Origin of the sequence: Vibrio marisflavi CECT 7928 (assembly GCF_921294215.1) — a bacterium.
In the GTDB taxonomy this organism is placed as follows: Bacteria; Pseudomonadota; Gammaproteobacteria; order Enterobacterales; family Vibrionaceae; genus Vibrio; species Vibrio marisflavi.
This window is the reverse complement of sequence record NZ_CAKLDM010000002.1, coordinates 1,657,063-1,671,320: the sequence shown is the minus strand read 5'-3', so window position 1 is coordinate 1,671,320 and position 14,258 is coordinate 1,657,063. Positions and strand designations below refer to the sequence as shown.

Here is a 14,258-nt window from a genome sequence, read left to right as displayed (position 1 = left end):
GTCAAATGCGTACAGTAGGATGGCAATCACTCAGTGAATCTCAGCAAGAGGCAATTCTGCAACGGCCAGCAATTTCTGCTGGTGAAGATATCTCTAGTTCAGTGTCTGAGGTTATCAAGCGAGTAAAAAAAGAGGGTGATTCAGCGTTAAAATCGCTAACGAGTCAATTCGACGGTGTAGATCTCGAATCACTTCGAGTCTCTTCTGAAGAGATTGAACTCGCCTCAAACAGGCTGACAGAAGAGATGAAATCAGCGCTTGAGGTTGCATACAACAACATATCTAAGTTTCACCAAGCTCAAAAATTTCAACCGATTAAGGTCGAAACGCAACCCGGTGTAGTGTGTGAACAAATCACACGAGCTATTAATAAAGTGGGGCTGTATATCCCGGGTGGCAGTGCTCCACTACCTTCAACAGTTTTAATGCTAGGTGTGCCAGCTAAAATTGCTGGTTGCAGAAAAGTTGTACTGTGTTCACCACCACCAATTGCAGACGAAATTCTTTATGTGGCGAAACTGTGTGATATCGATGAAATATACAATATTGGTGGAGCCCAAGCGGTAGCTGCTATGGCTTATGGAACCGAAACTGTTACCAAAGTAGACAAAATTTTCGGCCCAGGTAATGCCTACGTCACTGAAGCGAAGCGACAAGTGAGCAATGACTTTAATGGTGCCGCTATCGACATGCCAGCAGGTCCATCTGAGGTGCTCGTTATTGCCGACGAAACAGCAAATCCAGAGTTTGTCGCCGCGGATTTGCTGAGCCAAGCTGAACACGGTCCGGATTCACAAGTTGTCCTAGTTACCCCTTCGCCAGTTGTTGCGGACAATGTGGCAGAAGCGGTCAAATCTCAGCTAGCACAACTACCTCGCGCAAGCATTGCTCAACAAGCACTTTCTTCTAGCCTCATTGTTATCGCTGACTCTATTACACAAGCGGTATCAATTTCAAATTATTACGGCCCTGAACATCTGATCGTACAAACGAAAAATCCTAGAGAATTGTTACCTTTGTTGGACAATGCAGGGTCGATTTTCTTGGGTGATTGGTCTCCAGAGTCTGTGGGAGATTACGCTTCTGGTACTAACCACGTATTGCCAACCTATGGATACACTCGTACGTACTCAAGCCTCGGTTTGGCAGATTTTTCTAAACGAATGACGGTACAGGAACTCTCTCCACAAGGTTTACTCGATTTAGCTCCTGCTGTGGAAAAAATCGCTGAGGCAGAAGGCCTTGATGCACATAAGCGAGCTGTCACTATTCGGGTCGAGCAACTTAATAAGGGCAACTAAGAATGGAAAAGTTAGCGAGAAAGAAAATTCAGCAGCTTACACCTTACCAGTCAGCGCGCCGTATCGGTGGTACTGGTGATATCTGGTTGAATGCAAACGAGTCCCCATTTGATAACGAATATGTGCTCGATTGTCGCCGTTTAAATCGCTATGCAGAGTGTCAGCCAAAGCAATTGATAGATGCATATGCAAGTTATGCTCAAGTTAAGCCAGAACAGGTTTTAACCACTCGTGGCGCTGATGAGGGAATAGAGCTTTTAATTCGCGCGTATTGCGAGCCGGGTCAAGATTCAATTTTATATTGTCCTCCGACGTATGGCATGTACGCAATTAGTGCAGAGACCATCGGAGTAGAGCAAAAAACGGTCGCGCTTAAACCTGATTGGCAGTTAGATTTAGCTTCGATTGAAGCTAGCCTAGAAACCGTGAAGCTGGTTTTTGTGTGTAATCCAAATAACCCGACAGGCAGCCTAGTTAACAAAGAAGATCTGGTTGCTTTATTGGAAATGACTAAAGATAGAGCAATAGTCGTCATTGACGAAGCTTATATCGATTTTTGTATGGATATGTCGTCGGTCGAGTTGTTAGCTCAATATTCAAATCTAGCGATCCTTAGAACCATGTCAAAAGCCTTTGCTTTAGCTGGGTTGCGCTGCGGCTATACTCTTGCCAACCAAGAAGTGATTAACGTTCTATTGAAAGTAATTGCACCTTACCCAGTGCCAATCCCTGTAAGTGATATTGCTGTGTCGGCGCTTGGAGAAGCAGGGTTAGCTAAGATGCAAAGCCAAGTACTTGAGCTGAATGCAAATCGTGCCTACTTAAAAGCTGGGTTAGATATGCTTGAGGGAATAACAGTATTTGATGGTTGGGGTAACTTCCTCCTTATACAGTTCCCCGATGGTGATGCTTTGTTTAAGTCTACTTGGGATACTGGGATCATATTAAGGAACTCTCCACTCGAGAATTGTGTTCGAATTAGTGTAGGTAGCCGTGACGAGTGTGAAAAAGTACTCGGATATATAAGAAATTACTATTCATAAAAATAACACTAGCCTAGGAATATAGATACTGGCGAGTGAAATACAGGATTCGAGGTACTGACTGTGAGCAAGCAACAAAAGATACTATTTATTGACCGTGATGGAACATTAATCGTGGAGCCACCGATAGATTTTCAGGTGGATAGGTTAGACAAACTGAAGTTTGAGCCATTTGTCATTCCATCTCTTCTCGCTTTGCAGGAGGCTGGATATAAGCTTGTAATGGTTACCAATCAAGATGGTCTTGGAACCGATAGCTACCCTCAAGAAGACTTCGACGCTCCGCACCAAATGATGATGGAGGTGTTTGAGTCGCAGGGAGTTAAATTTGACGATGTACTGATTTGCCCGCATTTTGATGAAGATAACTGCTCATGCAGAAAACCTAAGTTGGGGCTAGTGAAAGATTACCTACAGCAAGGTCTGATTGATTTTAAACATTCTGCCGTGATTGGCGATCGTGCCACCGATATGCAGCTCGCCGAAAATATGGCAATTAGAGGTATTCAGTACAACCCAGAGACTATGGGTTGGCAGAAAATTCTTAAAGACTTAACGGTAAAAGAGCGTATTGCGAAGGTTTCTCGTAAAACCAAAGAAACCGATATCAATATTTGCGTAAATCTAGATTCAACAGGTGAGAACCAAATTTCAACCGGAATGGGTTTCTTTGATCATATGCTTGATCAAATTGCAACTCACGGTGGCTTTAACATGCAGGTTGCAGTTGAAGGCGACTTGCACATCGACGATCACCACACAATAGAAGATACTGCGCTAGCTTTAGGGCAAGCGATTAAAGAGGCTTTGGGAGATAAGCGTGGTATTGGCCGTTTTGGATTTAGTTTGCCTATGGATGAATGCTTAGCGCAATGTGCTTTGGATTTATCGGGCCGACCTTATCTAAAATTTGACGCTGAATTTAGTCGTGAAAGTGTCGGCGATTTATCCACTGAAATGGTGGTACATTTCTTCCGCTCTCTTACTGACACTCTGGCTTGCACGTTGCACTTATCTTCTAGCGGCGACAACGATCATCACATCATTGAAAGTCTATTTAAGGCGTTTGGTCGTACGTTAAGGCAGGCGATAAAAGTGGAAGGTAATGATCTGCCAAGTAGCAAAGGAGTACTGTAATGGCACTGGAACAGAAAGTCGTCATTATTGATACTGGGTGCGCCAATATATCCTCAGTCAAGTTTGCTATTGAGCGCTTGGGTTATCAGGTTTCAATATCAAAAGATCCAGAAGTTGTACTATCCGCTGACAAACTGTTTTTGCCAGGGGTAGGTACGGCGAAAGAAGCGATGAGTAACCTCGAACAGCGCGATTTGATAGAACTTATCAAAAAGGTTGAAAAGCCGCTACTTGGAATCTGTCTAGGCATGCAGCTACTGGGCAAACTTTCAGAGGAAAAAGGCTCTGGGGCGAATGATACAGTCGACTGTTTAGGGATCAGCCAAGGAGAGATTCGCTTGCTAGAAACGGGTGACTTACCTCTTCCGCATATGGGATGGAATACAGTCGAAGCTATAGAAGGCAATCCACTATTTAACGGAATTGAGAAGGGAAATTACTTCTATTTTGTACACAGCTACGCGATGCCAGTAGGTGAAGACACTATCGCACAGTGCGAATACGGTCAGCCATTTACTGCAGCACTGCAAAAAGGCAATTTCTATGGCGTGCAATTTCACCCAGAGCGATCGAGCAAAGCTGGCTCTAAGCTTATCCAGAACTTCTTAGAATTATAAAGGGCGAACATTTTGATCATTCCAGCATTAGATTTAATTGAAGGCCAAGTCGTTCGTCTATTTCAGGGAGACTATGGCAAAGTGACCGAGTACAAGGTCGACCCAGCAGAGCAGTTTAAGTTGTACCATGATGCAGGTGCGAATTGGTTGCACCTAGTTGACCTAACCGGAGCTAAAGATACACAAGCTAGGCAGCTCGATTTAATCGCTACGCTACTTGCTAGTACGCCAGCCAATATCCAAATTGGTGGTGGAGTTAGAACAGAGAAAGACGTCTCTGACTTGCTCAATGCAGGTGCTCAGCGTGTTGTTGTTGGCTCTACAGCAGTGAAAAATAGACCACTTGTGAAAGAGTGGATGAGTAAGTTTGGTGCCGAGGCTATTGTATTGGCTCTTGATATCAACATTGATGAAAATGGTGTTCGCAGTGTCGCGACGTCTGGATGGCAAGAGAACTCAGGTGTCAGCATTGAAGAGCTTATCGAAGACTACTTAACTGTAGGCCTAAAACACGTCTTGTGCACAGACATATCACGAGATGGCACATTGGCTGGCTCGAACGTAGAGCTGTACCAAGATCTTTGCAAGCAATATCCTCAAGTGCAATTTCAGTCTTCTGGTGGGATCGGATCTCTAGCGGATATCGAAGCGCTAAAAGGATCAGGGGTAGCAGGCGTTATTGTTGGTCGAGCGCTGCTTGATGGAAAGTTCACGGCTGAGGAGGCATTCGAATGTTGGCTAAGCGAATAATCCCATGCCTCGATGTTCGAGATGGGCAAGTGGTAAAAGGGGTGCAATTCCGCAATCACGAAATCATTGGTGATATCGTGCCTTTGGCGCAGCGATACGCTGAAGAAGGTGCAGACGAGTTGGTCTTTTATGACATTACCGCTTCAAGTGATGGGCGTGTAGTCGACAAGAGCTGGGTTGCACGGGTTGCTGAAGTCATTGACATACCATTTTGTGTTGCCGGTGGAATAAAATCAGCAGAAGACGCAGCTCGCATTCTTCAGTTTGGCGCTGACAAAGTGTCTATCAACTCGCCGGCTTTAACGAATCCCGAGTTAATTACTGAATTAGCAGATAAATTTGGGGTTCAATGCATAGTTGTAGGTATCGATTCATACTATGACAAGGAAACCGGTAAGTATCAGGTTTATCAGTTCACTGGTAATGAAGAGCGCACAAAAGCGACTCAATGGGAAACGAAAAGCTGGGTAGAAGAAGTGCAAAAGCGTGGAGCCGGTGAAATTGTACTGAATATGATGAACCAAGATGGTGTGCGCAGTGGCTATGATATTGAACAGCTCAATATGGTAAGAGAAGTGTGCCAGGTGCCCTTAATTGCTTCAGGTGGTGCTGGTGCAATGGAGCACTTTTCAGAAGCCTATCAAAAAGCGAATGTTGATGGCGCATTAGCCGCATCAGTATTTCACAAACAAGTTATCAATATTGGTGACCTAAAACAGTATTTGAGCCAGCAAGGTATCGAGGTGAGACTATGAGCTTTTCCCAGCAAAATTGCGAACAATTGAGCGAAAAAATTGATTGGGAAAAAGTCGATGGGCTGGTTCCTGCTATCGTACAAGACTTTGAATCCAGTCAGGTTCTTATGATGGGTTACATGAATCCTGAAGCGTTAACGAAAACTCTGGAGACTAAAAAAGTTACTTTCTTTTCAAGGAGCAAGCAGCGCTTGTGGACTAAAGGAGAGACATCAGGAAATGTGTTGAACCTAAAGAATGTTTCTTTGGATTGCGACAATGACACACTATTGGTAAAAGTTTTGCCTGTTGGGCCGACATGTCACAGGGGAACAACAACCTGTTGGGATGGTGATTCCCAAGAAGAATCGCAAATGGTATGGCTCAGTCAGTTAGAAAAGTTGTTAGCAGAGCGTAAAAACGCTGATCCAGATTCCTCTTATACTGCTAGCTTGTACGCTAGAGGGACGAAACGTATTTCCCAAAAGGTTGGTGAAGAGGGGCTCGAGGTTGCTTTAGCAGCAACATCTGGAGATAAACCAGAGCTGGTTTGCGAGTCAGCCGATCTTATATATCACCTAATTGTTCTGTTACAAGATCAAGGTCTGTCACTTAGTGACGTGATCAATAAGCTCAAAGAAAGGCACAAATAAACCAGCTATTAAATCTCAGCAATAACTGAATTGAAGCCGTAAGGTGCGTATAATGCTCCTTACGGCTTTTTAGTTTGAACGAAAAATAATAAAAAGGATTCACATGGCAGGTCATAGTAAGTGGGCGAATATTCGTCATCGCAAAGCAGCTCAAGACGCAAAGCGCGGAAAAATTTTCACTAAGCTTATCAGAGAGATTGTTGTAGCAGCGAAAGAGGGCGGTGGTGAGCCTGACAATAACCCTCGCTTAAGGGCTGCAATAGACAAAGCTCTATCAAACAATATGACCCGCGATACCGTGAACAGAGCTGTAAGCCGAGGTGCTGGCGGCGATGGCGATGACAACATGGAAACGGTTGTCTATGAAGGTTATGGCCCTGCAGGAACAGCTGTAATGGTCGAGTGCTTGACTGATAACAGGAATCGAACTGTCTCAGGAGTTCGACATGCATTCTCTAAATCAGGTGGCAACTTAGGCACCGATGGCAGCGTGAGCTACTTATTCAGTAAGAAAGGTGTCATTTCTTATGCTCCGGGTCTTGATGAAGATGAAGTGATGGAAGTAGCTTTGGAATCAGGCGCAGATGATATTGAAACAGCGGAAGATGGTTCAATTGACGTTTATACCAGCACCAATGACTTTGGTTCAGTAAAAGATGCACTAGATGCAGCTGGGTTTGAAGCCGCCAACGCGGAAGTGACACAAATCCCGTCTACTAAAGCAGAGCTAGATTCTGATACAGCACCAAAATTACTTCGTTTAATCGATGCGTTGGAAGAGCTCGATGATGTACAAGAGGTGTACCATAACGGAGATATATCCCAAGAAGTCGCTGACTCTCTGTAATCAACGAATAACAGGAATTAATACTTAACAATGTCCATTATTCTAGGAATTGACCCAGGATCAAGAATAACCGGGTATGGAGTGATTCGTCAGCAAGGGCGTCATTTACAATATATGGGGAGCGGATGTATTCGAATGGCGGATGGAGATTTGGCGAGTAAGCTGAAGCAGGTTTACGCCGGAGTAACGGAGATTATCACTCAGTTCCAGCCAGACGTATTTGCTATTGAGCAGGTCTTCATGTCAAAAAATGCCGACTCAGCTCTCAAACTTGGCCAAGCAAGAGGCAGCGCTATTGTCGCTGCAGCAAATGCGGATTTACCGGTATTCGAGTATGCTGCTCGACTGATAAAACAAGCAGTTGTTGGCACTGGTGCTGCCGACAAAGCGCAAGTCCAGCATATGGTTCAGCACATGTTAGGGCTTTCTAGTAAACCTCAATCGGATGCAGCAGATGCTCTTGGTGTTGCAATTTGTCACGCGAATACAAACAAAACGTTGGTTGCATTAGCAGGTAAAGCTCAAGGTGCGAAAAAGGGACGCTATCGATAGTAGAAAAGCAACATTGCAAGCTTTGCTTACTTAATCAAGCCAGTCGATACCTTGAGATTGTCTGGGTAACGGTGTATAAGGTTGCTCACGAACCATAGCCTGCAAGCTTTGCAAGGCAGTAGGCTATGGCGATTTGATGTTAGAGTTATTTTTCTAAGGAGAACTCTTTAGAAAGTTGGTGAGCTAAGTATTTGAACATATTGAACGCTGCTGTCGTTTTTTCTGTTGGAAGACCACTTTCATCTAAAAAGTATTCTCCTTTAAATATCAGGACTTCGTCTTTTTCTTCTACTGATTCAGCGCGCATGCCCTTGATATAGTCTTGATGGTCTTGGATTAATTGGTTTGCAATTAATAGCAGATCAAAAGAAGAAATAACTTGCTTATTTTTCATTAATATACCTTACTAAAGCGACAAAGCTTGGAAGTCTATTGAGATAGAACTGAAATGTTCACAGCAAAAATAATGTGATACAGAACATGATTTTGTCGTTTATAGTAGTCAAATTAGAGGCCTGAAGTCTAGTATTTGCCGTTCACTCCCCTTGCAAGAATTGCTTGAGTGGTAGGGTAAAAATGAGAATTTAGTTTTTGGTTGATTGTCATGCAATTGCAACTAAATTTTCAAAAAGAGATTGATCTTCTAGAACTCAGGCTCGATATTAAAAAAGAAGTAACAGTATTGGTACGTTGTGCGGGAAGCGCCGCACAGTGATGAAAGGCGTTTAAATCAATTATGGGTAAATCACTCGTTATCGTGGAGTCTCCTGCAAAGGCTAAAACGATAAATAAATATCTTGGTAAAGACTTTATCGTTAAGTCGAGCGTTGGACACGTGCGTGATCTTCCGACTGCTGGCCAAAGTACTGGTAAAAAAGCAGCAGCAGTCTCTACAAAAGGCTTGAGCCCAGAAGAAAAAGCTCGCCTTAAAAAAGAAAAAGATCGCAAATCACTGATTAAGAAAATGGGTATCGACCCTTTCCACGGCTGGGACGCGAATTATCAGATTCTGCCCGGTAAAGAAAAAGTAGTTGCTGAGCTGCAGAAGCTAGCCAAGGACGCTGATAGCGTTTACCTCGCAACCGATTTGGACCGCGAGGGAGAAGCAATTGCATGGCACCTACGTGAAATTATTGGCGGCGATGAAGACCGTTATAAGCGCGTAGTGTTTAACGAAATTACAAAAAACGCGATCCAACAAGCCTTTGAAACTCCGGGTGAGTTAAATATGGACGGCGTAAACGCACAGCAAGCCCGCCGTTTTATGGATCGAGTGGTTGGCTTTATGGTTTCACCACTACTTTGGAAAAAAGTAGCGCGTGGCTTGTCTGCGGGACGTGTTCAGTCAGTCGCGGTAAAACTGCTTGTCGAGCGTGAACGTGAAATCAATGCATTTATCCCTGAAGAGTTTTGGGATATTCATGCTGATACCAAGACGACGGATAAAACCGATTTTCGTTTACAAGTCGCTCAGAAAGACGGTGCGGCATATAAGCCTTCCAACAAGGAAGATGTTGATCGCTCACTTTCTGTTCTTAAGCAGGCTTCTTATGAAGTGTGTAAACGTGAAGACAGACCTACGTCTAGCAAACCTTCAGCACCTTATATCACTTCAACCTTGCAACAAGCCGCAAGTACACGCCTTGGTTATGGTGTGAAGAAGACTATGATGCTAGCGCAGCGTTTGTATGAGGCAGGTTATATTACTTATATGCGTACTGACTCAACAAACTTGAGTTCAGAAGCAGTTGATGCTGTTCGCGACTATATTACTGCTGAGTTTGGCGATGCTTATCTTCCTGCGAAAGCTAACGTTTATGGCAGTAAAGAGGGTGCGCAAGAAGCTCACGAAGCTATTCGTCCATCTAGCGTTGAAGTGAAAGCTGAAGATCTACAAGGCATGGACCCAGATGCTCATAAGCTGTATTCCTTAATTTGGAACCAGTTTGTGGCTTGTCAAATGACACCTGCTAAATATGACTCTACAACGGTGAGTGTCAAAGCGGCAGAATACACACTAAAAGCAAAAGGTCGTATTCTGAAGTTTGATGGCTGGACGAGAGTTCAACGCCCACTTGGTAAGAACGAAGATCAGATTCTACCAGCAGTACAAATCGGCGATAAATTAGATTTGGTTGCACTGGATCCAAAACAGCACTTCACCAAGCCACCAGCTCGCTATACAGAAGCTGCATTAGTTAAAGAGCTTGAGAAGAAAGGCATTGGTCGCCCTTCAACTTACGCGTCAATCATCTCTACTATTCAAGATCGTGGTTATGTGCGCGTTGAACAACGCCGATTCTATGCAGAGAAAATGGGTGAGATTGTTACTGACAGGCTTGATGATAGCTTTAACGATCTAATGAACTACGACTTCACTGCGCGAATGGAGCAAAAGCTTGACCAGATCGCTGAAGGTGAACGAGGTTGGAAAGTTGTTCTCGACAGTTTCTTCTCTGACTTCAGCGGTGATCTTGAAAAAGCTGAGCAAGATGAAGAAGAAGGCGGTATGAGACCTAATCATATCGTTATGACAGATATCGAGTGTCCGACTTGTTCGCGTCAGATGGGGATTAGAACGGCATCTACAGGTGTATTCTTGGGTTGCTCAGGCTACGCATTACCACCAAAAGAGCGTTGTAAAACAACCATCAACCTAGGTGACGAAGAGGGTATTGTAAACGTTCTTGAAGAAGATGTTGAAACTGCAGCACTTCGAGCGAAAAAACGTTGTCCGATTTGTGAAACAGCAATGGATGCTTACTTGATTGACGATAAGCGTAAGCTTCATGTTTGTGGTAACAATCCGAACTGTGAAGGTTATATCGTTGAGCACGGCGAGTACAAAGTTAAAGGCTATGATGGCCCTGTTGTTGAGTGCGACAAGTGCGGCTCGGATATGGTGCTTAAGAACGGTCGATTTGGTAAATACATGGACTGTACCAGTGAAGATTGTAAGAATACTCGCAAGATTCTAAAGAATGGTGAAGTTGCGCCTCCGAAGGAAGATCCGGTACATTTCCCTGAAATACCATGTGAGAATTCTGATGCTTACTTTGTATTGCGTGATGGTGCTTCTGGCTTATTTATGTCAGCGAGTAATTTCCCGAAATCGCGTGAAACAAGAGCGCCATTGGTGTCTGAACTAGCACGCTTTAAAGAGCGTTTGCCTGCGAAGTTTACTCACCTTGCTGACGCGCCACAAGAAGACCCAGATGGCCGTCCAACGGTCGTACGCTTTAGCCGAAAATCTAAAGAGAATTATATCCGCTCTGAGATTGATGGGAAGCCTTCAGGCTGGACAGGTCTCTTTATAGACGGAAAGTGGGAAATTACTGACAAACGGAAAAAACCGAAAAAGTAATAAACTGCCTTTGATAAATAAAGCCACCGCATTATGTCGGTGGCTTTATTTATTTAGCCCCATATTTTGAACAAGTATATTTCTATATATTTGCTTTTGTTACACCAGTATTAAGAAAGTTAAATAAATAAGATTTAGTACAAATACGTTAAAAACAACCGCAACAAAACATAGATTTCAAATCATCCATCTATATTTTCTATGGAATTCTAGCCTATTTATCTATTGACAATTCTCGGATAGTGAAAAGTTTGGCATTAGTCAAATTTAGTTCCATTTTTCGCGAGACATGTATGCAATATCGCGTTATTGTATTGATGGCATGTGATGAATCATGCATATTGTGCAGGATTCGGCAAAAACAGTGACGATATCATCAGTTTAGACCGATGTATTCTCAAAAATAATAAAGCATGCCTAATAAAATAAATAAAAACCGAACTTTAAAATAGACTTTGTCAATTAGGCTCGTCTTAGTTGATTTAAAACAATGTCGACAGTTGGTAAATATAAAGTTCAGTGAGTTGAAAAGGATAAACGATTCGATTTGGAGAATCGTTTGTAGGTATAAAAAAGAACATGGAGATAAAAAATGGCTGGTGTACTAGGAATGATTCTTGCCGGGGGTGAGGGTTCACGTTTAAGACCTTTAACAGAGTCTCGCAGTAAACCTTCTGTACCGTTTGGCGGGAGTTATCGTCTTATAGATTTTGCATTGAATAACTTTGTTAATGCTGATCTAATGAGAATTTACGTACTTACACAATTCAAATCACAATCACTTTTCTATCATTTGAAGCAAGGGTGGAACATAAACGGAATTACGGACCAATTCATCGATCCAATTCCAGCTCAAATGAGAACAGGTAAACGTTGGTATGAAGGCACAGCAGACGCAATCTACCAAAACCTTCGCTTCATGCAGTTATCAGAGCCAGAGCATGTTTGTATTTTTGGTTCAGACCATATCTACAAAATGGATATCAAACAGTTCCTAGATTTCCACAAAGAGAAAGAGGCATCTCTTACTGTTTCTGCGCTTAGAGTTCCTGTAGCGGAAGCAACAGAGTTTGGAGTTATCGAAGTTGATACTGAAGGTCGAATGATCGGCTTTGAAGAGAAGCCTGCACAGCCTAAGTCAATTCCAGGCGACCCTGAGCACGCGCTAGTTTCAATGGGTAACTATGTTTTTGAAGCCCAAACGTTATTCTCGGAGTTGATCGAGGACGCTGACAAAGAAGACTCAAGCCATGATTTTGGTAAAGACATTATTCCAAATATGTTCCCTCGCGGAGATGTATTTGTTTATGACTTTAGCACCAACAAAATCACTGGTGAGAAAGAAGAAGTGTATTGGCGCGATGTTGGTACTATTGATGCGTACTGGCAAGCTCACATGGATTTACTTGAAAAAGACGCTCCTTTCTCTCTATATAACCGCAAATGGCCACTTCACACTTACCATCCACCACTTCCACCAGCAACATTCAGTGACTGTTCCAACGGACGAGTTCAGATCATTGATAGCCTAGTGTGTAATGGTAGTTATGTACGCGGCGCTCGTATTGAAAAATCGGTACTTGGTTTCCGTAGTAACATTGCTTCATCATGTGATATCTCTGAAAGTATTTTGCTTGGTGGTGTTAAGGTTGGTGAAGGGTGCATATTACGTCGAGTCATTATCGATAAGGATGCAGACATTGCCCCAGGAACACAGCTTGGCGTGAATTTACAAGAAGACAAAAAGCTATATCATGTGTCAGATGATGGCATTGTAGTGATTCCAAAAGGAGCAAGAGTTGGCTACTAAGAGTTTGTCTATTCTATTTGTAGCGTCAGAGGCAGAAGGGTTAATTAAAAGTGGAGGCTTAGCCGATGTGGCTAAAGCCTTGCCCGAAGCTCTACTAAACCTCGATCAAGATGTACGTTTATGTATTCCTGCATATCGAAAAGTATCCAATATTCAAGAATCGAAGGTTCTTTTGGAAACTCGTATAGATATGTGGCCTCATACAGAATATAAAGTTCGTGAGCTAAGCATTGCAGATGTGCCTGTTTACGCAATTGATTGTCCAAAGTATTTCGATCGTGAAGAGATGTACGCGGAAAACAATCAGGCCTATGCAGACAATGGTGAGCGGTTTGCGTTTTTTAGTGCTGCTTGCTTGGACATGTTACGCAAGCTTTCTTATAAGCCTGACGTTATCCATGCTAATGATTGGCATACAGGCTTAGTTCCTTACCTACTAAAAAATCGTTATAAAGAAGATACTTTTTACTCAAGCATGAAGAGTGTTCTTACCGTGCATAACGCAGTCTTTAAAGGTGTGTTTAGTTACGAAGAGCTACATTGTCTGCTCGAGTTTCATTCTAGGTTTGTTCCAGAAGCAGCCATCAGCTCCACGCACGTCACCATGTTAAAAGCTGGTGTGATGTCTGCAGACAAGATAAATGCAGTGAGCCCAAGTTACGCAGAAGAGCTTAAAACAGAGCTTGGCGGACATGGGATGCACAAGGAATTTAAGACTCGTGAGAGAGACCTTGTTGGTATATTGAATGGCTGTGACTACTCTTCTTGGAACCCAGAGACAGATGAGTTTTTGCCGCAAGCTTATTCTTCTGACATAAAGAGCATGAAGAAAGGTAAAAAACTGGCGAAATCGACGCTGCAAGGTGAAGTTGGTCTCAAGAAACGCGATGTCGCTATGTATGGCATGGTTTGTCGTCTTACCAACCAGAAGGGTATCCACTACTTGCTGCCAATATTGGATAAGTTTTTATCCCATGATGTGCAGTTGGTTATCGTGGGAACTGGCGATCCAATTTTGGCAAGCCAGCTTAAAGAGCTTTCTGCAATACATGGTGAAAAGTTTGCGTTTATTGAAGCATACAACAATCGCCTTGCTCATCTAGTTGAAGCAGGTTCTGATTTCTTTTTAATGCCTTCTGAGTTTGAGCCTTGCGGGTTAAACCAGATCTACAGTATGGCTTACGGTACATTACCGATTGTTCGTGGTGTAGGTGGGTTAAAAGACAGTGTTATCGATTACTATCAAGATCGTAACGCTGCGACAGGTTTTGTTTTCTACGAGCCAACGCCGGTGGATCTATTGCTAACGCTGTTGAACTCTTTGCTCTTATATACGCAGAACCCAAAGGAAATGGAAAGGTTGCAGTCATATGCAATGAAACAAGATTTCTGTTGGAAGAATGCTGCGCAAGAGTACTTAGACTTGTACTACAGCGCATAAAGAAAATAA

13 protein-coding genes are annotated in these 14,258 nt (G+C 43.2%); 12 read left to right on the top strand and 1 reads right to left on the bottom strand.

Features of this window, described 5'->3' with window-relative positions; translation table 11 throughout:
• Positions 1-5 precede the first annotated feature (5 nt).
• The 9 genes from hisD (at position 6) to ruvC (ending at position 7,634) form a co-directional block, all read left to right on the top strand.
• A complete protein-coding gene (hisD, locus tag L7A31_RS14440; RefSeq protein WP_237362475.1) occupies positions 6-1,301 on the top strand; it encodes a histidinol dehydrogenase in 1,296 nt (431 codons plus the stop codon).
• A 2-nt stretch (positions 1,302-1,303) separates the two neighbouring features.
• Positions 1,304-2,344, top strand: coding sequence for a histidinol-phosphate transaminase (gene hisC, locus L7A31_RS14435; RefSeq protein ID WP_237362474.1), 1,041 nt, complete (start codon positions 1,304-1,306; stop codon positions 2,342-2,344).
• A gap of 63 nt (positions 2,345-2,407) precedes the next feature.
• Positions 2,408-3,481 carry a bifunctional histidinol-phosphatase/imidazoleglycerol-phosphate dehydratase HisB gene (hisB, locus tag L7A31_RS14430; RefSeq protein ID WP_237362473.1) on the top strand — a complete coding sequence of 358 codons (1,074 nt, stop codon included), beginning with the start codon at positions 2,408-2,410 and terminating at the stop codon, positions 3,479-3,481.
• Positions 3,481-4,098 (top strand): imidazole glycerol phosphate synthase subunit HisH, encoded by a 618-nt coding sequence (hisH, locus tag L7A31_RS14425; protein ID WP_237362472.1) that lies wholly within the window; start codon positions 3,481-3,483, stop codon positions 4,096-4,098. The genes hisB and hisH overlap by 1 nt, the downstream gene beginning before the upstream one ends.
• A 12-nt stretch (positions 4,099-4,110) precedes the next feature.
• A complete protein-coding gene (gene hisA, locus L7A31_RS14420; RefSeq protein WP_237362471.1) occupies positions 4,111-4,848 on the top strand; it encodes a 1-(5-phosphoribosyl)-5-[(5-phosphoribosylamino)methylideneamino]imidazole-4-carboxamide isomerase in 738 nt (245 codons plus the stop codon).
• The gene (gene hisF, locus L7A31_RS14415) at positions 4,830-5,603 is read left to right on the top strand and encodes an imidazole glycerol phosphate synthase subunit HisF (protein ID WP_237362470.1); all 774 of its coding nucleotides are present in this window, start codon (positions 4,830-4,832) and stop codon (positions 5,601-5,603) included. The genes hisA and hisF overlap by 19 nt, the downstream gene beginning before the upstream one ends.
• On the top strand, positions 5,600-6,235 hold the full coding sequence (gene hisIE / locus L7A31_RS14410) for a bifunctional phosphoribosyl-AMP cyclohydrolase/phosphoribosyl-ATP diphosphatase HisIE (RefSeq protein ID WP_237362469.1): 636 nt from the start codon (positions 5,600-5,602) through the stop codon (positions 6,233-6,235). Before hisF ends, hisIE begins: the two co-directional genes overlap by 4 nt.
• Positions 6,236-6,338: 103 nt before the next feature.
• Positions 6,339-7,082 carry a YebC/PmpR family DNA-binding transcriptional regulator gene (locus L7A31_RS14405; protein WP_237362468.1) on the top strand — a complete coding sequence of 248 codons (744 nt, stop codon included), beginning with the start codon at positions 6,339-6,341 and terminating at the stop codon, positions 7,080-7,082.
• 30 nt (positions 7,083-7,112) lie between these two features.
• Positions 7,113-7,634, top strand: a complete 522-nt coding sequence (gene ruvC / locus L7A31_RS14400) for a crossover junction endodeoxyribonuclease RuvC (RefSeq protein WP_237362467.1) — start codon at positions 7,113-7,115, stop codon at positions 7,632-7,634.
• A gap of 145 nt (positions 7,635-7,779) precedes the next feature.
• On the opposite strand, the gene L7A31_RS14395 is transcribed toward ruvC, so the two are convergent.
• Entirely contained in the window at positions 7,780-8,028 is a 249-nt protein-coding gene (locus L7A31_RS14395) for a YciN family protein (protein WP_237362466.1), read from the bottom strand.
• A 342-nt stretch (positions 8,029-8,370) separates the two neighbouring features.
• Here L7A31_RS14395 and topA point away from each other — a divergent pair, with 342 nt between their 5' ends.
• The 3 genes from topA to glgA all read left to right on the top strand — a co-directional run bounded on the left by topA (position 8,371) and on the right by glgA (position 14,249).
• The gene (gene topA, locus L7A31_RS14390; protein ID WP_237362465.1) at positions 8,371-10,998 is read left to right on the top strand and encodes a type I DNA topoisomerase; all 2,628 of its coding nucleotides are present in this window, start codon (positions 8,371-8,373) and stop codon (positions 10,996-10,998) included.
• A 592-nt stretch (positions 10,999-11,590) separates the two neighbouring features.
• Positions 11,591-12,808 (top strand): glucose-1-phosphate adenylyltransferase, encoded by a 1,218-nt coding sequence (gene glgC / locus L7A31_RS14385; RefSeq protein WP_237362464.1) that lies wholly within the window; start codon positions 11,591-11,593, stop codon positions 12,806-12,808.
• The gene (gene glgA / locus L7A31_RS14380) at positions 12,798-14,249 is read left to right on the top strand and encodes a glycogen synthase GlgA (protein WP_237362463.1); all 1,452 of its coding nucleotides are present in this window, start codon (positions 12,798-12,800) and stop codon (positions 14,247-14,249) included. The genes glgC and glgA overlap by 11 nt, the downstream gene beginning before the upstream one ends.
• The last annotated feature ends 9 nt before the right edge of the window (positions 14,250-14,258 follow it).